Below are 16,253 nucleotides of genomic sequence, written 5' to 3' on the forward strand. Positions count from 1 at the left end.
GGCGGGCGCTCAACCCCCGGCGGCCTGGCGCGCCAGGGCCGTGCCCACTGCCGCACGCAACTCTTCGTAGGAGGCGTGGGTCTTGGTGGCGCCCTGGTGGTGGATGAAGTGCATCACCGGGCGGCCGTTGGGGGCGAAGACAAAGACCGTCGGGATGCGGGTCACGTCCTGAAACAGGCCGGCCACCTGCTCGCCCTCGGCCACCACGTGGAAGGGCGGCTTCTTCTTGGCCAGGAAGGCGTCGCGCCGGGTGGTGCCGGTGAAGCGCCCGAACTCCTCGAAGATGTTGACCGCAACGATGGCAACCTCGTCGCCGTAGGTTTCCTGCAGCCGGGCCAGGTTGTCGAACTCCGGATGGCAGGGCGGGCACCAGCTTGCCCAGAAGGCCACCACCACGGCCCTGCCGGCCAGCGCCTCGGAGGTGACCGCAGCGCCGCGCAGGCTGGGCAGGGCGCCCAGCGCTTCGACGCGTTGGTCGTTCAGTTGGACGGGTTCGGCCTGCGCCGGCGCAGCAGCCAACAGCAGAGCAACAAGAAGGCAGGCGAGGGGCCCGGCAGCGAAGGATCTAGCGCAGCGCATCGAGGTTCAGCTCCAGATAGTCGCCCAGCCAGAGGGCGCGGTCGCGGTGGTCGGGCAGGTCGTCGCCGGTTTCCGGGTGGATGAAGATCACAAGGTCGCCGCGGTTCAACGCCAGCCAGGGCACGATCTCGGCAAAGAGCGGCGGCTCGAAGGCGACCTGGTAGCTCCAGCGCGGATGGGGACCCACGGGCCGGTCGTGCCAGCGCCCCATGCGGATGTCGAAGCGCGCCTCGATGGCCTCGCGCAGCGCCGCCGCCGCCGGCTTGCTGTCGGCGTCGTAGTAGACATGGGCGTGATAGCCCCGGATGGCGGCGATATCCTCAGGCATTGGGCGGCGTCCCCTCCTGTCCAGCCCCCAATATGGGGCTGCGCACCGCCCCCGTCACCACCCGCCCACGCGCTTGTGAAGGGCCCGGGCACCCGGATAGGGCCTCTTTCAAAGGACGCAGATCGAGCGCGTTTCTGCTACCCTCGCGCACAATTCGGCGCCACAATTGCAAGGAAAGCGTTTTCTTTCGGTGAGGATGCGATGACGAAGTGGCGCAAGCTGGCAACGGTCGTGATTGCCTGCGGTCTGTGGTCGGCGATCACCATAGGGTACCTCGCCGCGGCGGGCGCGAGCGGCGAACAACTGCCTGTCCGCGTCGTCAAGATCACGCTGGCCCATGAGGAACACGGGCAATTCGTGGACCAGATTTCAGAGTTTGCCGCCGAGAACACCCTCGGAGTGCGCGTGGGACAGCCTTTGCTGGATCCAACGGATGTCCGCATCCGGATGTGGCGCCGGGATGTGAAGATCCTCGCCATACCCATCATCGATCCAAACATCCTCGATCTGAGATATGATGTCGGGATCTACGCCAACGGTGACCAGCCCCTGCCCATGGGCCTCGTCGATCGCTTCGTCGAAGACCTGCGGGACAGGCTCCGCCACCTGGACCGTGTAAGCTTCACCATCATCAAATGAGCGTTCCGAATACAAATGCCCACAACGAACGATAAAGACTTCCGCTCGATGGTGAGAAGTCATCTTGCGCCAACGGCCTTGTGATCCACGGTTCGGCACAGGAACACCAGGAAGGGCAAAGAAGAAAGTGAAGCGGTCAGCTTACTGCGTCGTATTCTTCGCAATACTTGTTTTGGTTTCGCTTTCTTATGGCATCAGCGTTAGCGGTCAGTCACTACCCCTTCCAACGCCCCCAAACACCGAGAAATCAGACGAAATTGAAGACCTGATCGACTCTGAGCTCTTTGTTGGCGCGCCTTCGGAGGTCATCGAAGCCTTCTTCGAAAGGCATGGCATTGCCTATTCATTCAATGAGTTTGGCAATCGATACCAGGCAATCATCCGAGACGTCGTTCCTGAGCTACAGGTTGTTCAATCCGTCGTGATTCGCATCGATCTGGACAGCGAAGGACGCTTCGCCGCCTCGGATGTAGGAAACGACTTTACAGCTCGATAGTTCGCACATAACGAGCGCGCGCATCGTCGCTGTCTTGCATCTCGAGGCATCGTCCATGGCTTCTCTCCTCGGCACATCGGCACTTAGGCGGCCCAGGAGCAACCCAGACCGTCAGCGCCTGACCTTGAAGAAATCCTGCAGCAGGGCGCCACAGGCCTGTTCCTGGACGCCGCCGATGACCTCCGGGCGGTGGTGGCAGGTGGGCTGCTCGAAGATGCGCGGGCCGTGATCGACGCCGCCGCCCTTGGGGTCGTAGGCGCCGAAGACGAGGCGCCTGATGCGGGCGAAGGAGATCGCCGTGGCGCACATGGGGCAGGGCTCGAGGGTCACGTAAAGATCCGCCCCGGCCAGGCGCGGCGCGCCTGTTAGCGCCGCCGCGGCGCGGATCGCCAGGATCTCCGCATGGGCGGTGGGGTCGCTGTCGGCGATGACCCGATTGTGGGCGCGCGCCAGGATGGTGCCATCGTTGCCGTCCACCAGGACGGCACCCACCGGCACCTCCCCGGCCGCCGCGGCGGCCCCTGCCTCGGCCAGCGCCTCGGCCATGTAATCGGGTCTGCTCCCGGATTTCCGCATCGCGCCCCTGCTGTGATCCGCCGGGCTCCCGGCCCCGGCTCTAGCGGGCGGAGCCTGCCCTGCCCTTTGCGGTAGGTCAATGCGGCGCCCGCCCGCGACCCGGAGACTGAGACCCAGGGCCGCCCGACTCCTGAGCGACGGACGTGCCCGTGAGGACCGGTGGGGACCAGAGGGAAAGGAGCGTTGCCATGGCACGGACAGGACAAATGGTTTCACAGCAGGACGCCATCGAGCTGGATATCGATCCCGGAACGGTCTGCTTCCTGATTGCCAAGGGGCGCGCCTTTGACGCCAAGGTGGCCCCGGCCGAGCGCGACGAGATCTCGCAGCCGGGCGAAGACGACATGCACGACGTGCTGGAAGACCACGGCGACGACCCGGTGGCCGACGAAATCCGCCATGTCATCGACGACCTGAACGACGAGCAACAGGCCGAACTGGTGGCGTTGATCTGGGTCGGCCGCGGCGACTTCGAGCGCAGCGAATGGGAAAGCGCCATCGCCGCCGCCAACGAGCGCCACACCGGCCCCTCCTCCGACTACATCATGGGCATGCCGCTGTTCGGCGACCTGCTGGAAGAGGGCTTCACCGCGCTCGGCCACACCTGCGAGGACGTGGGAAACCCGGTCTAGGGACCACCCCGCCCGATACCCGCAGGCCGGCACCGGCAGGCCGGCGGGCTTGTGAGCCCCACGCCCGGGGCCTAAAGTGCTGCCATGGCAACACAAATCACGCGTCAGCCGCTGGTCGGAATCACCCTGGATTCGGAGCCTGCGGGCGGCTGGTCCAAATTCCCCTGGTATGCCCTGCGCCAGAACTACACCGCCGCGGTGATCGAGGCCGGCGGCCTGCCGGTGCTGCTGCCCCATGAGGCGGCACAGGCGGAGGCCTATCTGGAGCGCATCGACGCCCTGATGATCACCGGCGGTGCCTTCGACGTCGACCCGGCGCTGTTCGGCGACAGTCACCGCCACGAAACGGTCCACACCAAGGACGCGCGCACCGCCTTCGAGGCGGCGGTCACCCGCGGCGCCCTGGAGCGCGACATGCCGGTGCTCGGCATCTGCGGCGGCCAACAGCTTCTGAACGTCGTCCTCGGCGGCTCCCTGATCCAGCACATCCCCGACGAGGTCGAGGCGGCACTGGCCCACGAACAACCCAACCCCCGCGACGAGGCGGGCCACGACGTGGCGCTGACCGGAGACAGCCTGCTGCGGGATATCTGCCGCGCGGAGGTGCTGCCGGTGAACTCGGCCCACCACCAGGCGGTGAAGGCGCCGGGCAGGGGCCTGCGCGTGAACGCCGTGGCGCCGGACGGCGTCATCGAGGGCATCGAGGCGCCGGACTACCGCTTCTGCCTGGGCGTCCAGTGGCATCCGGAGTTCGCCATCACGCCATCCGACCGGGCGATCTTCCGCGCCTTCGTCGCCGCCGCAGCCTGAGGAAAAGCCGGTGGCTGAGATCCGCAAAGGCGAGCGCATCGCCAAGGTGATTGCCCGTGCCGGGCTCTGTTCGCGCCGCGACGCGGAAGCCTGGATCGCCGCCGGGCGGGTTTCCCTCGACGGCCGGGTGCTCGACAGCCCCGCCGCCCTGGTGACCGACGAGAGCCGCATCGAGGTGGACGGCGCGCCCCTGCCGGCGGCGGAGCCGGCGCGGCTCTGGCGCTACCACAAGCCGCGCGGCGAACTGACCACGGCGCGCGACCCCCAGGGCCGGACCACGGTCTTCGACCGCCTGCCGCCCGATCTGCCGCGCCTGCAGGCCGTGGGCCGGCTCGACATCAACTCCGAGGGCCTGCTGCTGATGACCAACGACGGCGCCCTGAAGCGCCAGTTGGAACTGCCGGCCAACGGCTGGCTGCGCCGTTATCGGGTCCGCGTGCATGGCCGGGTCAGCACCGCGCGCCTGGCCGCCCTGGCAAAGGGCGTCACGGTGGAGGGCGTGAACTACGGACCGGTGGAGGCGAGCCTGGACCAGCAGACCGGCGCCAACGCCTGGCTGACGGTGGGACTGCGCGAAGGCAAGAACCGCGAGGTGCGCAAGATCTGCGCCCACCTGGGCCTCGCCGTGAACCGCCTGATCCGCGTCGCCTACGGCCCCTTCGCGCTCGCCAAGCTGCCGAACCGCGGCCTGGAAGAGGTGCCGGCGCAACGTCTGCGCCAGGCTCTGGGCCTGGAAAAGAAAGAGAAGACAAAGCGCGGCAAGGGCTTTGCCAAAGCCAGGCCGAAGCCGAACCGTCCGGGATCGCGCCGCGGCTTCAAGAAGCCGGAGCACAAGGAGAGCAGCGACGCCGGACCGAACAAAAGAAGCGCCCCTGCAAAGAAGACGGCCGCAAAGAAGACGGCCGCAAAGAAACCAACAACGAAAAAGTCTGCCGCAAAAAAAGCAGCGGTAAAAAAGGTCTCTGCAAAGACCGTGGGGGCGAAGACCGTGAGGGCAAAGAGCGCGGGCGCAAAGCCGCGCGGCGCCGGCAAGGCAGGCGCGAAAACCCCGGCACGGCGCGGCCCCGCCGCCTCCAGATCCAAGCCCAAGCGTCATGCGAATCGTCGCCGGCCGTCATAGAGGCCGCAGCCTCAGGACTCCCGCCGACCTTGCCGTGCGGCCCACCGCGGACCGGACGCGCGAGGCGCTGTTCAACATCCTGACCAGCGGCAAGCTGAGCGCCGAGGGCGGCCGGCGCCTGGCCGGCGCGCGGGTTCTCGACGCCTTTGCCGGCACCGGCGCCCTGGGGCTGGAGGCCCTGTCCCGCGGCGCCGCGCAGGTCACCTTCATGGAGAACTACGCCCCGGCCATCGAGATCTGCCGCGCCAACATCAAGGCGCTGGACGAGGAGGCGCGCGCGGAACTGCTGGCCTGTGACGTGCTGCACCCCTTGCGCGCACGCCAGCCCTGCGACCTGGTGTTCCTCGATCCGCCCTATAACCAGGGCTTCGCCGAAAAGGCCGTCGTCGCACTCGACAAGGCCGGATGGCTCGCCGCGGGCGCCCTGATCTCGGTGGAGTTGATGAAGACCGAGGACTTCACCCTGCCCGCAGGCTTCACCGAGCTGGACAACCGCACCTACGGCAAGGCCCGTCTCATATTCCTGCAGTCCGACTCCCCGCCGCCGCACGACTGACGCAAACGAACATCTATCGGAACGACGGCGCAGGAAAGGATGCGCAGAAAGGATGGCCGAGACCATGAAGACCCTGGATCTTGAAACCGCAGCAGCCCCCAGCCTGGCGGAGATCGAGGCGGCCGCGGAGCGGCTGAAGGGGCGCATCGTGGAGACCCCGGTGACGCCGCTGACCGCAGGCGTTCTGACGCCCTTCCTGCCGGAGGGCGCGGCGGTGCTGGGCAAGCTGGAGCTTTTCCAGCAGGCCGGCTCCTTCAAGGCGCGCGGCGCGCTGCTCAACCTTCTCGACTTCAGCGAAGACGAACGCGCCCACGGCGCGACGGCGGTCAGCGCCGGCAACCACGCCCTGGCGGTCTCCTGGGCCGCGGCTCAAAGGAAGGTGCCGGCCAAGGTGGTGATGATGCAGTCCGCCGACCCGGTGCGGGTCGCGGGCTGCAAGGCGCTGGGCGCCGAGGTGGTGCTGGCCGACGACATCCACGGCGCCTTCGCCGAGGTCGACCGCATCGTCGAAACCGAAGGGCGGCGCTTCGTCCATCCCTTCGAGAATCCACTCACGGTCCTCGGCACCGCGACCTGCGGGCGCGAGTGCGCGCTGCAGATGCCCGATCTCGACGCCATGGTGATTCCCGTCGGCGGCGGCGGGCTGATCGCCGGCATGGCCCGCGCGATCAAGCTGCTGCAGCCTCAGTGCCGCATCATCGGCGTGGAGCCGACCGGCGCCGACAGCCTGAGCCGCAGCTTCGCCGCCGGCAGCCCGCAGAGCCTGGAGCGGGTCGACACCATCGCTGACAGCCTGGGCGCCCCCAAGGCCCTGCCCTATTCCTTCGCCGTCGCCCGCGACCACGTGGACGAAGTGGTGCTGATCGAGGACGCCGAGATGCTGCGCACCATGGCGCTGGTCTACGACGCCATGAAGCTGGCGCTGGAGCCCGCCGGCGCCGCCGCCACCGCCGCCGTCATGGGCCCCCTGCGCGAGACTCTGGCGGGCAAGCGGGTCGGCGTCATCTTCTGCGGCAGCACCATCGGCGAGGCGCGCTTTGCCGAGCTCGTCGCCAAGGGGCGGGCGCTCTAGGCCCCCTCACCCTCCCGCTGACGCCGCCTTTGTGTCTGCTTGCACCAGGAACGCGCTGGCACCAGCCCCATCCTACACGCGTCATGCTCGGGTCAAGCCCACTGGTGTCCGGTTTAGATTCAAACCCATAGCAAGGCCATTTGATTTGGGTTTTCGCGTGGATCGGGTTGGGCGGTTATCAGCCGATCTATACGGCGTCGGTGCATGAGGTTTGCGCGGACGAGACGGGCGAACTTGAGCGGGCTTTGGATGGTTTTCTGGTCGCCCTGAGCCATGCGCAGGATCAGGAAAGCGATGAGGGCGACGGCAATCTGGATGCGTAGGGCGTTCTCGCTGGCTCCGAGGCAGTGGCGGATTTTGAGGGTTTGCTTGACCCATCGGAAGAACAGCTCGATGGCCCAGCGGCGCTTGTAGAGATCGGCGATTTCCCTGGCTGGGGCCTTGAGATCGTTCGAGAGAATGCGCAAGATCTTGCCGGTGTGGGTCTTGACGCGCACCTCGCGAACCGGGCTGCTGAAGGGGTTCTTGCGGCTGTTAGCCTGACGCTGCGGCAACAGCCCGATGCGGTCGGAGAGGATGCTGGTGCCTTCCACTACGTCGAGTTCAACGGCTCCAGCCAGGGGCGTATTGGACTTGAAGCGGGTGACGATGCGGCAACCGGCGGCATCCATCCTGGCCCACCAGCCGTAATCGTAGTAGGCGAGATCGAAGACGTAGGTAGCTCCTGCCTCTATCGGCATCGTCTGGGCGACGGTGATGTCGTTGACCTTGGCCGCGGTGACCGCCGCATAGATCGGCCGGTCAGCGGCGGGATCATAGATGACGTGCGCCTTGGCGCCGCAGGCTTTGGCTGAAAAGTGCGCCCACTCGCAGCCAATCCCGCTGAGGCGGATACTGGTGGAATCAATCAGATAGACCGCCTCACCGACTTTGCGGCGCAGGCCCCGCTGGGCTTGACCAACCATCGCCGCAAAGAGATCGCTGAATACCGCGCTCGGGCGCAGGGCATTGGCGTCCGACAAAGTCGAGCGTGACACTGGTCGCCCACCCAGGTGGTAGAGCCGCCTGGCATGGCTCTCCAGGCCGCCAACGATCTCCCGCAGGCTCGTCGACCCGGAAAGCTGCCCGTAAAGCAAGGCTATAAACTGGCTCTTGGTTGGCAGACGGCGAACCCGATGGTCCGCTCCGTGCTCAGCCACCAGGCGCTCGAACTCTCCCCAGGGAACCCGCTTTAGAAGATCGTGAAAAACGCTATTCTGGTGTCGCACGGTGTTGTTCCTTTCTCGTGTCCCAGGACGTCGCCAAACGCTTGGACACAAGTAGAATCAACACCGTGCGCTCAGTCCACCAAATCTAAACCGGACACCAGTGGGCTTGTCCCGGGCATCCATGTAACCGGAGGTCCCAGACCTCTCCGCCGAGGGTTCCAGCGCGTGGTCCGATGGACCCTCGGGTCAAGCCCGAGGGTGACAGCAGCAGAAAGCCCGCTCTTGACGTCGCTCCGCAATCCCTCTCCCTGGTTGGAGAAAACCGCCTACGCGAGACGGCAACTGGGTGCGAGAGGCATGCGGGCAATGCAGGTGCGCTTCGTTGCAGTCTCAGTCTTCCGGACAGCGGCTGCCGGGAATCGGATAGCCGTTGCGGTCCATCAAGCATCCATCCGAACACACGACGACATAGGGTCCCTGCTTCGCCGGAACAGGGCTGTCGGGATCGCCCTTGTAGAAGCGGACGCTGTTGCCGCTGTTCTCCGGGTCTTCCCAGCACCACCCGTCGCCGCCGCGCAATGCGCGACCGCGCCAGGTTTCCGGTATCTGCGCAGGTCGGGACCTGCCGGTCCAGGGTTCGTCCATGCCGTTCAAAACCGTCCCTGCCAGCTCACCGCCGGCCGAAGAGCTTCTCGATGTCGGCCAGCTTCAGCTCCACATAGGTGGGCCGGCCGTGGTTGCACTGGCCGGAGTGGGGCGTCTCTTCCATCTGGCGCAGCAGGGCGTTCATCTCCTCGACGTTGAGGATACGCCCGGCGCGCACCGAACCGTGGCAGGCCAGAGTGCCGCAGACATGCTCCAGCCGGTCGCGCAGCGCCAGCGCTTCGCCCAGTTCCGCCAGTTCATCGGCAAGGTCGCGGATCAGGCCCGGCACGTCGACGGTGCCGAGCAGCGCCGGCACCTCCCGCACCACCACGGCGCCGAGGCCGAAGGCCTCCAGCACCAGACCCAGGTCCGCCAGTTCTTCCGCGCGGGCGACGACGCGGGCAGCGGCGGTTTCCTCCAGCTCCACCACCTCCGGCAGCAGCAGCATCTGTCGGGCCACGCCCGTCTCGCCGAGCTGTTCCTTCATGCGCTCGTAGACCAGACGCTCGTGGGCGGCGTGCTGATCGACGATGACGATGCCGTCGCCGGTCTGCGCCACGACATAGGTGCCGTGCACCTGGGCGCGGGCGGCGCCGAGGGGGAAGCCGTCCCCCGCCGCTTCCGCCTCTGCTTCGGCGTGGACGTTGGGGGCTGCCGCGGCGGGCGCCTGGGCAAGGCCCGGGAGAGTCCCATGCGACACCGCCGGCTGGCCCAAAGGCGCCTGGTAATGCGCGGTGGCTTCGGCGAGGCCCCTTGGCAGACGCGTTCCCTGCGGCTGTCCCCAAGGTAGGCCCCCACCCGCCCCGCTGCCCATCCCACTGCCCATCCCACTGCCGGGGCGCAGCACGCCGAGCGCAAGGTCGGAGACTGTGGTGGCGGCGCGGTGCCCGGCCTCGGCCAGGGCATGCTTGGCGGCGGAAACGATGAGCCCGCGCACTAGGCCGGGATCGCGGAAGCGCACCTCCGCCTTCGTCGGATGCACGTTCACGTCCACCTGCTCCGGTGGCAGGGTGACGAAGAGGGCCACCAAGGGATGGCGGTCGCGGGCGAGGAAATCCTGATAGGCCCCGCGCACCGCGCCATAGAGCAGCTTGTCGCGCACGGGCCGGCCGTTGACGAAGAGATACTGCTGCTGGGCGTTGCCGCGGTTCAAGGTCGGCAGGCCGATGTAGCCGGTGAGGCCGATCCCCTCCCGCTCGGCGGAGATCGGCAGGGCGTTGTCGGCGAAGTCGCGCCCCATGACGGCGGCGAGTCGCTTCAGGCGGGCGTCGAAGAGCGCCCCCTCCGCCGGGGCCAGGGAGATCAGCTTGCGGTCCCCGTCGCTCAGCGTGAAACCCACCTCCGGATGGGCCATGGCGAGGCGGTTCAGCGTGTCCTGTGCATGGGAGACCTCGGTGCGCGCGGTCTTCAGGAACTTGAGCCGCGCCGGGGTGGCGAAGAAGAGGTCGCGCACCTCCACCCGCGTGCCCTTGGGATGGGCGGCCGGCTGCGGCGCCCCCACCCGGCCGCCTTCGACGGAGAGGGTCCAGGCCTCTTCGGCACTGGGCGGGCGGCTGGTGACGCCGAGCCGGGCCACGGCGCCGATGGAGGGCAGCGCCTCGCCGCGGAACCCGAGGGAGGCGATGTGCACGAGGTCGTCGTCCGGCAGCTTGGAGGTGGCATGACGCTCCACCGCCAGCAGCATCTCCTCCGGCGTCATGCCGCAACCGTCGTCGGTGACGGCGATCAGCGCCCGCCCGCCGTCGCGCAGCACCACGTCGATATGGCGCGCCCCGGCATCGAGGGCATTTTCCACCAGTTCCTTCACCGCAGCGGCCGGCCGCTCCACCACCTCGCCGGCGGCGATCTGGTTCACCAGGGTTTCGGGCAGACGGCGGATGGGCATGGGAGGCGGTCTCCGTTTTAGTGAACAAAGCCTAGCAGGGAGGGCGGAGTCGCGGAAAGTGGGTGCCTACCAGCGCCGCAGCTTCACGATGACATCCGCGATGCCGCGGGCCCCGAACAAGCAGAGCAGCCCGAAGCCGCTTGCAAGGACCGACGTCAGGATCGACGAAAGCAGACCCGTGCGGTCGCGGATGGCCCCGCCGCCACCGTCCTCGAAAAGCAGGGAGAGTTGCCCCAACAGCGTCGGCAGATGATGTATCAGCACCCAGGCGCCAAGGACGACCAGCGCCAATGTGAGAACATGCTGCCGCGTCCAGAAGGGTGCCGCCTCCTCACGCGGCGGCGCGCGCCCGGGCGCAACCCGTTCGGCAATTCGTCCCGCGCCGAACCATAGAGCAAGGAAAACGACGAGATTGACCGTCAGCGACGTCCCGAAAGATAGGACGAACTGGTCAAATCCTGACATCGCGACTGTTAGCGTGTGCGCAAAGGTCAGCAGAGCCGCATAGAGGGCATAGAGCGCCAGCAGGCGGCAACCGACGAAGGCGAGATCTCTTGCGCTGATCATTTCAGAACATCACCCCAGAATGAAATTCAAAGCGGGTCGCTCGACTTAGAAGCGAAGGCCCCGAGCCTACGATATCCTGAGATCGACGGACAGTAGGCGCGCGGCTCGGCCGCCTGATGGCGAAGCGAAGATTGACGCGGATCAAGGCGTCCAAGGGGGCTGCGCGGTGAAATCGGCACCAACCAAGCCAATCCCCTGACACGAGGTTACGATGGTCGAGCAATCCCATACCGCCGGCTGGTGGCCGCGGCTCTACGAACCCTTCCAGACCCTCGGCCAGAAGGTGGCCGACTGGTTCGCCCCGCGCTCCGACGCGTCGACCCTGGAGGACGCCTACGAAATCAACGTCGAACTGCCCGGCGTCAATCCCGATGACGTCGACGTCTCGATCCACAACAACAGCCTGATCGTTCGCGGCGAGAAGCGCCATACGCGCCAGGAGAAGGGTCGCACCTTCTTCTTCTCCGAGCGCGAGTACGGCCTGTTCCAGCGCTCCTTCCGGCTGCCGCCGGATGCCGACGCCGACAGTATCGATGCCAGTTTCAGCGACGGCGTGCTCTGCCTCAAGATCGCCAAGCAGGAACCCTCCAAACCCGCCGGCAAGAAGATCGAGGTGCGCCGCAGCTAGCGACGCCGGCTAGAGGTCTTTCCGAACCACCGGGCGCGTCGCGGCGCGGCGCGCCACCTCGACGAAGCCCTCGTCGAGGAAGGCGGCAAGCGTGCCGGGAAAGAGATCGCCGGAGCCGGGCTTCCTGCGCGCCGCGCGGTCGACCGGGTAGGCCTCGACCGCCACGGCGCCCTGCCTGCGGGCATGCTCCACCGCCGCGCGGACCAGCCGGCGCAGCAGGCCCTGCCGCCGGTGTTTCTTGGCCACGATGAAACAGTTCACCGACCAGACGTCCTTGTCGTCGACGGCGGCGAAGCTGCGGGAGCGGTTCAGCCGGTCGAAGACCCGGCGCGGGGCCACCCCGCACCAGGCGGCCGGCGCGCCCTCCGCATAGGCGATCAGCCCCGGCGGCGGGCCGCGTTTCACCAGCTTGCGGAAGAACGCGCGGTTGCCGCTGTCCCAGCCGGCGCGGTAGTCCGCGTTCGAGCAGTACCAGTAGGCGCACCAGCAGCGGGAGGCATCGCCGCAGTCGTTGAACACCGCTTCGGCATCCTCCAGGCGTTGCGGCGTGAGCGGCTCGAAGGTCAGACGGTCGGGCATGAGGGCAGTCTGCGGCAAAGACAGCGGCGCGGCAATCGCCCCGGGCGGACCCGGTCCCCCTTTGAGGCCGCCGGCCCCTTTCGATAAGGTTCCCCTGAGCAACCTCGGGAGCCCTCATGGCGCGTGATTTCGAGTGGGACGATATCCGTGTCTTTCTCGCCGCCTGCCGGGCGGAATCGCTGACCGGCGCGGCGCGCAGGCTCAAGGTCAGCCAGCCGACGGCAGGCCGGCGCCTCAAGGCCCTGGAGGAGCGGCTGGGGGCGACGCTGTTCGAGCGGCTGCCGGACCGGCTGGTGCTGACGGAGGCCGGGCGCGCGCTGCTGCCCTTCGCCGAAGAAATGGAGCAGCAGAGCCTGGCGCTGTCCCAGGCGCTGGACGGGGCGACTCCGACGGCCGAAAAGGTGATCCGCGTCACCGCCATCGAATCCCTGGCGGTGTTCCTGGCCCGCGCGTTCGGCGAGGTGGAGGCGCGCTGCGCGCCCCATACCGTCGAGCTGATCGCCACCGGCGAGCGGCTGAACCTGGCGCGGCAGGAGGCCGACATCGCCTTCCGCATGAACGCGGTGCCGACGCGCGGCGATCTGATCTGCCGCAAGCTGGGCCGCCTCGCCTTTGCGCTCTATGCGCGGCGCGATCATGCGGAGGAACTGGCCGCGGACCCGGCGGCGCTTCAGCACGCAGATTTCGTCGGCTACCGGGAAAACCCGCGCAAGGCCTCACAGTCGCGCTGGCTGTTCGACTTCGGCAATGACGGCCGCTTTCCCCTGCGCGTCAGCGATCTCCAGCTGCGTTACGAAGCGGCGCGCAGCGGCCGGGGCGTCACCCTGCTGCCCTGCCACCTGGGCGATGCCGATCCGGAGCTGGCCCGCGTGGACGGACCCATCGCGGCACTGGAGGAAGACATCTACCTGCTGATGCACGAGAGCCGGAAGGGGCAGCCCGCGGTCCGCCAGGTGGCGGAGGCCCTGGCGGCGCTGATCCAGGCGCGGCAGGACGCGCTGACCGGCAGGGCGAACTGACCGGCACAGCGCCGCCCTGACGCGGACCTGAAAGGCGTCTGACGGGGGTCCCGACAAATCTGCATGCAGTCCCTGCGGACTTGGTGGGTTCCGCCGCGGCGGCGCAGCTTTAGCCTGTCGGGACCTGCCGTCCCCTGAGGGCGGGCCCAGCGGAGCGGAGCAGCGTCATGCCGGCAGAGCAGTTCCAAGAGGAGCACTTCCCCGAGAGACATTTCCGCGAGGGGCACTTTCGCCTCGTCCTTGCCTTCGCCGCCTTCGGCCACGCCTGGTTCCACGTTCTGGTCGCACTGTTCCTGACCCTGGTGCTGGTGCTGGAGCCGGCCTGGGAGCGCCCCTATGACGATCTGATCGGGCTGTGGACGGCGGGCGCTTTCCTGTTGGGGCTGGCCGCCCCGGCCGCCGGGTGGCTGAGCGACCGCTGGGGCGAAGCGCGGATGATGGCGGTCTATTTCCTGGGGATCGGCCTGGCGGCGATCCTCTGCGGGCTTTCGGGCAGCCCGCAGCAGCTTGCCGGCGCCCTCGCGCTCATGGGTCTGTTCGGGGCGATCTATCATCCGGTCGGGACCGCCTGGATCACCAAGCATGCACAGCGGCGGGGCCGCGCCCTCGCCCTGCTCGGCCTCGCCGGCAGCATTGGCGCCGCCATCGCCTCTCTCATCGCCGCACTGCTTGCCCTTGCGCTCGGCTGGCGCCTGGCCTTCATCCTGCCGGGCGCGGTCTCCGTGGCGGCGGGCCTTGCGCTTGCCGCCCTCGTCGCCGGGGGGCGCATTGTCGACACCGCCGACGACGCGGTCGCCGGAGGGGAGCCCGGCCGCCCGGAACGGCGCCGCGCCTTTGCCGTGCTGGCCGTCACCATGTCGCTGACGTCGGTGGTCTACGTGGCTTTCACGACCATGCTGCCAAAGTGGTTCGAGCGCGAACTGGGTGCGGGGTCCGGCGACGGCCAGCCGGGGAGCAGTCTGGTGGAGAACGGCATGCTGGGAGACGGTCTGCTGGAGGAAAGGCTTCTGGGCATCGGTGCGATGGTCACCCTGGTCTATCTGCTCGGCGCGACGGCTCAACTCTTCGGCGGCCACCTCGCCGACCGGGGCCTGGCCCGCCCGGTCTACATCGCAAGCTACGGCTTCAAGCTCGCCGTCCTGCTAGCCGCCGCCGCGCTCGGCGGCTGGCCGGTGGTGATCGCCGCCGCGGTGATCCTCTTTGCCTTCGACATCGCCGCCCCGGTGGAAAGCGTGCTGATCGCGGGCTTCACGGCGAGCCGCCGGCGCGGCCTTGCCTACGGTCTGCGCAACGGGATCGCCATTGCCGCCGGCCCGCTGGGCGTGCAGCTTGTCGCCTGGACCTTCGACGAGGCAGCCGGCTTCGCAACGCTCTTCCTGGCCCTTGCCGGGATCGTCGGTATCGTCCTGCTCTGCGCCGGCTTCCTGCCGCACAGCGCGGCGAGACAACACACGCCGAAGGAAGCCGCACGGACCATCTGAAGCGGGTCGCCGCGCCTAGTGCTCGAAGTAGGTGCTGGGCGGCACGCCGAGCGCGCGTTTGAACATCGTGGTGAAGCTGCTGGGCGTGCGGTAGCCGAGGTCGATCGCGACCGTCGTGATCGCCTCGCCCGCCGCCAGACGCTCCAGAGCCACCGCCAGACGCAGTTGCTGACGCCAGGCCCCGAAAGACATGCCGGTGTCCAGCAGGAAGCGGCGCGCCAGGGTCCGCTCGCTGAGGTGGACGGCTTCCGCCCAATGCCCGAGCGGACGGTTATCGGCAGGGTTGGCGCGCAGCGCCTGCATCACCTTGCGGACGCGGGCGTCCTCACCCTGCGGCAGGCGCAGCGGCGTGGCCGGCAGGGCGACCAACTGATCCAGCAGGACGGTCATCAGCCGGTGTTCGCGCCCATCGGGCGCATAGTCCCAAGGCAGGCGGGCGGCGGCATCGATCAACTCGCGGGTCAGCGGGTCGATCTGCATGACGGTGGTCTGCCCGGGCAGCTCGCGGCAGTGGTCGGGCGCGACGAAGAGGCCGCGGAACGCAACCTCCCGCGGATAGTCGACGGCATGGGGGGTTTCCGGCGGCAGCCAGACCGCCCGGTGCGGCGGCACGACAAAGAGTGCGTCGCGGGTCCGCACGGAGGCGCAGCCCCGCAGGGCATAGACCAACTGGCCGCGGCGATGACTGTGCCAGTCGAGGCTGCGTGGGCCGGGGTCGTCCCAATGCTCGCCCACAATGGGCGCAGCGGCCCTGTCAGCCGGGTGATCGGCCAAGTGATCGGCGAAGTGATCGGCAAAGTGATCGGCCGGGCCGTCGTCCGAACCGTCGCGCATGGCTGATCTTCCCAAAACATTGACCGGTTCTCGAAAGCCAGATGGGGGCCCCGCCCCCAGATTCAAGCGCAACGACGCGGCGGGCAGAGCGAATCGCCGGCAGGACCCCTGAGCCGCCGGGGTTGGACAGATGGGATTGGAGAGAACGGAATGACGGAACCCGGACACAGGCGGTGGATGTCCGCCGGCACCGCCGCGCTGGCGGTCTGGCTGGGGGCCGCTGCCCCCGTCGGCGCACAGACAATCACCGCCCAGACAATCATCGCCCAGACACCAAGCGGCGATCCCTCCGCCGGCGAGCGGGTCTTCCGGCAGTGCGCCGCCTGCCACACGGTCGAGCCCGACCGCCACCGGGCCGGGCCCTCGCTCTACGGCATCTTCGGCCAGAGCGCCGGGGCGGTGGAGGGCTTTCGCTACTCCCGCGCCATGCAGGAGGCCGAGATCGTCTGGGACGAAGAGACCCTGACCGCCTATCTGACCGATCCGAACGGCTTCCTGCCCGGCACCACCATGCGGATCGCCTTGCGCAATGCCGAGGATGCGCCCGATCTCATCGCCTATCTGCGAACACTGGGAGCCAATTAGGCACCCTTTCGCAA

20 protein-coding genes are annotated in these 16,253 nt (G+C 68.0%); 11 read left to right on the forward strand and 9 right to left on the reverse strand.

The genetic code is table 11. From position 1 onward, the window contains the following. Positions 1-9 precede the first annotated feature (9 nt). Positions 10-579 (reverse strand): TlpA family protein disulfide reductase, encoded by a 570-nt coding sequence (locus ACO06P_RS11075; RefSeq protein ID WP_420345304.1) that lies wholly within the window; start codon positions 577-579, stop codon positions 10-12. Then, on the reverse strand, positions 566-907 hold the full coding sequence (locus ACO06P_RS11080) for a DOPA 4,5-dioxygenase family protein (protein WP_420345305.1): 342 nt from the start codon (positions 905-907) through the stop codon (positions 566-568). The genes ACO06P_RS11075 and ACO06P_RS11080 overlap by 14 nt, the downstream gene beginning before the upstream one ends. A 201-nt stretch (positions 908-1,108) precedes the next feature. On the opposite strand from ACO06P_RS11080, the gene ACO06P_RS11085 reads away from it, so the two are divergent. Both ACO06P_RS11085 and ACO06P_RS11090 read left to right on the forward strand, forming a co-directional pair. Next, positions 1,109-1,546 (forward strand): hypothetical protein, encoded by a 438-nt coding sequence (locus ACO06P_RS11085; protein WP_420345306.1) that lies wholly within the window; start codon positions 1,109-1,111, stop codon positions 1,544-1,546. A gap of 127 nt (positions 1,547-1,673) precedes the next feature. After that, entirely contained in the window at positions 1,674-2,042 is a 369-nt protein-coding gene (locus ACO06P_RS11090) for a hypothetical protein (RefSeq protein WP_420345307.1), read from the forward strand. A gap of 111 nt (positions 2,043-2,153) precedes the next feature. Here the strand turns inward: ACO06P_RS11090 and ACO06P_RS11095 are convergent, their stop codons facing one another. Further along, positions 2,154-2,588, reverse strand: coding sequence for a nucleoside deaminase (locus tag ACO06P_RS11095; protein WP_420345308.1), 435 nt, complete (start codon positions 2,586-2,588; stop codon positions 2,154-2,156). A gap of 218 nt (positions 2,589-2,806) precedes the next feature. Here ACO06P_RS11095 and ACO06P_RS11100 point away from each other — a divergent pair, with 218 nt between their 5' ends. From ACO06P_RS11100 to ACO06P_RS11120, 5 genes are all read left to right on the forward strand, one after another. Further along, entirely contained in the window at positions 2,807-3,250 is a 444-nt protein-coding gene (locus ACO06P_RS11100) for a DUF3775 domain-containing protein (RefSeq protein WP_420345309.1), read from the forward strand. 84 nt (positions 3,251-3,334) lie between these two features. Further along, a complete protein-coding gene (locus ACO06P_RS11105; protein WP_420345310.1) occupies positions 3,335-4,060 on the forward strand; it encodes a gamma-glutamyl-gamma-aminobutyrate hydrolase family protein in 726 nt (241 codons plus the stop codon). A 10-nt stretch (positions 4,061-4,070) separates the two neighbouring features. Continuing rightward, a complete protein-coding gene (locus ACO06P_RS11110) occupies positions 4,071-5,180 on the forward strand; it encodes a pseudouridine synthase (protein ID WP_420345311.1) in 1,110 nt (369 codons plus the stop codon). Further along, entirely contained in the window at positions 5,155-5,736 is a 582-nt protein-coding gene (gene rsmD / locus ACO06P_RS11115) for a 16S rRNA (guanine(966)-N(2))-methyltransferase RsmD (RefSeq protein WP_420345312.1), read from the forward strand. The genes ACO06P_RS11110 and rsmD overlap by 26 nt, the downstream gene beginning before the upstream one ends. A gap of 52 nt (positions 5,737-5,788) precedes the next feature. Continuing rightward, positions 5,789-6,808 carry a threonine ammonia-lyase gene (locus ACO06P_RS11120; protein WP_420345313.1) on the forward strand — a complete coding sequence of 340 codons (1,020 nt, stop codon included), beginning with the start codon at positions 5,789-5,791 and terminating at the stop codon, positions 6,806-6,808. Positions 6,809-6,927: 119 nt separating this feature from the next. Here the strand turns inward: ACO06P_RS11120 and ACO06P_RS11125 are convergent, their stop codons facing one another. The 4 genes from ACO06P_RS11125 to ACO06P_RS11140 all read right to left on the reverse strand — a co-directional run bounded on the left by ACO06P_RS11125 (position 6,928) and on the right by ACO06P_RS11140 (position 11,113). Continuing rightward, positions 6,928-8,076, reverse strand: a complete 1,149-nt coding sequence (locus ACO06P_RS11125; RefSeq protein ID WP_420345314.1) for an IS4 family transposase — start codon at positions 8,074-8,076, stop codon at positions 6,928-6,930. 330 nt (positions 8,077-8,406) lie between these two features. Next, positions 8,407-8,670 carry a hypothetical protein gene (locus ACO06P_RS11130; RefSeq protein WP_421935184.1) on the reverse strand — a complete coding sequence of 88 codons (264 nt, stop codon included), beginning with the start codon at positions 8,668-8,670 and terminating at the stop codon, positions 8,407-8,409. A 16-nt stretch (positions 8,671-8,686) separates the two neighbouring features. Beyond that, positions 8,687-10,546 carry a DNA mismatch repair endonuclease MutL gene (mutL, locus tag ACO06P_RS11135; RefSeq protein ID WP_420345316.1) on the reverse strand — a complete coding sequence of 620 codons (1,860 nt, stop codon included), beginning with the start codon at positions 10,544-10,546 and terminating at the stop codon, positions 8,687-8,689. Positions 10,547-10,612: 66 nt separating this feature from the next. Then, positions 10,613-11,113, reverse strand: a complete 501-nt coding sequence (locus ACO06P_RS11140) for a hypothetical protein (RefSeq protein ID WP_420345317.1) — start codon at positions 11,111-11,113, stop codon at positions 10,613-10,615. Positions 11,114-11,324: 211 nt separating this feature from the next. Here ACO06P_RS11140 and ACO06P_RS11145 point away from each other — a divergent pair, with 211 nt between their 5' ends. Beyond that, positions 11,325-11,741, forward strand: a complete 417-nt coding sequence (locus ACO06P_RS11145; RefSeq protein WP_420345318.1) for an Hsp20/alpha crystallin family protein — start codon at positions 11,325-11,327, stop codon at positions 11,739-11,741. A 9-nt stretch (positions 11,742-11,750) separates the two neighbouring features. Here ACO06P_RS11145 and ACO06P_RS11150 read toward each other — a convergent pair whose 3' ends face one another. After that, complete coding sequence (locus ACO06P_RS11150; protein WP_420345319.1) at positions 11,751-12,320, reverse strand: GNAT family N-acetyltransferase; 570 nt, start codon at positions 12,318-12,320, stop codon at positions 11,751-11,753. Positions 12,321-12,436: 116 nt separating this feature from the next. On the opposite strand from ACO06P_RS11150, the gene ACO06P_RS11155 reads away from it, so the two are divergent. Both ACO06P_RS11155 and ACO06P_RS11160 read left to right on the forward strand, forming a co-directional pair. Continuing rightward, on the forward strand, positions 12,437-13,339 hold the full coding sequence (locus ACO06P_RS11155; protein WP_420345320.1) for a LysR family transcriptional regulator: 903 nt from the start codon (positions 12,437-12,439) through the stop codon (positions 13,337-13,339). 167 nt (positions 13,340-13,506) lie between these two features. Further along, positions 13,507-14,820 carry an MFS transporter gene (locus ACO06P_RS11160; protein WP_420345321.1) on the forward strand — a complete coding sequence of 438 codons (1,314 nt, stop codon included), beginning with the start codon at positions 13,507-13,509 and terminating at the stop codon, positions 14,818-14,820. Between the two features lie 15 nt (positions 14,821-14,835). Here the strand turns inward: ACO06P_RS11160 and ACO06P_RS11165 are convergent, their stop codons facing one another. Beyond that, the gene (locus ACO06P_RS11165; RefSeq protein ID WP_420345322.1) at positions 14,836-15,654 is read right to left on the reverse strand and encodes an AraC family transcriptional regulator; all 819 of its coding nucleotides are present in this window, start codon (positions 15,652-15,654) and stop codon (positions 14,836-14,838) included. A 150-nt stretch (positions 15,655-15,804) separates the two neighbouring features. On the opposite strand from ACO06P_RS11165, the gene ACO06P_RS11170 reads away from it, so the two are divergent. After that, positions 15,805-16,239, forward strand: coding sequence for a c-type cytochrome (locus ACO06P_RS11170; RefSeq protein WP_420345323.1), 435 nt, complete (start codon positions 15,805-15,807; stop codon positions 16,237-16,239). The last annotated feature ends 14 nt before the right edge of the window (positions 16,240-16,253 follow it).

It is taken from the genome of Pelagibius sp. (genome assembly GCF_965227505.1).
Lineage (GTDB): Bacteria > Pseudomonadota > Alphaproteobacteria > Kiloniellales > Kiloniellaceae > Pelagibius.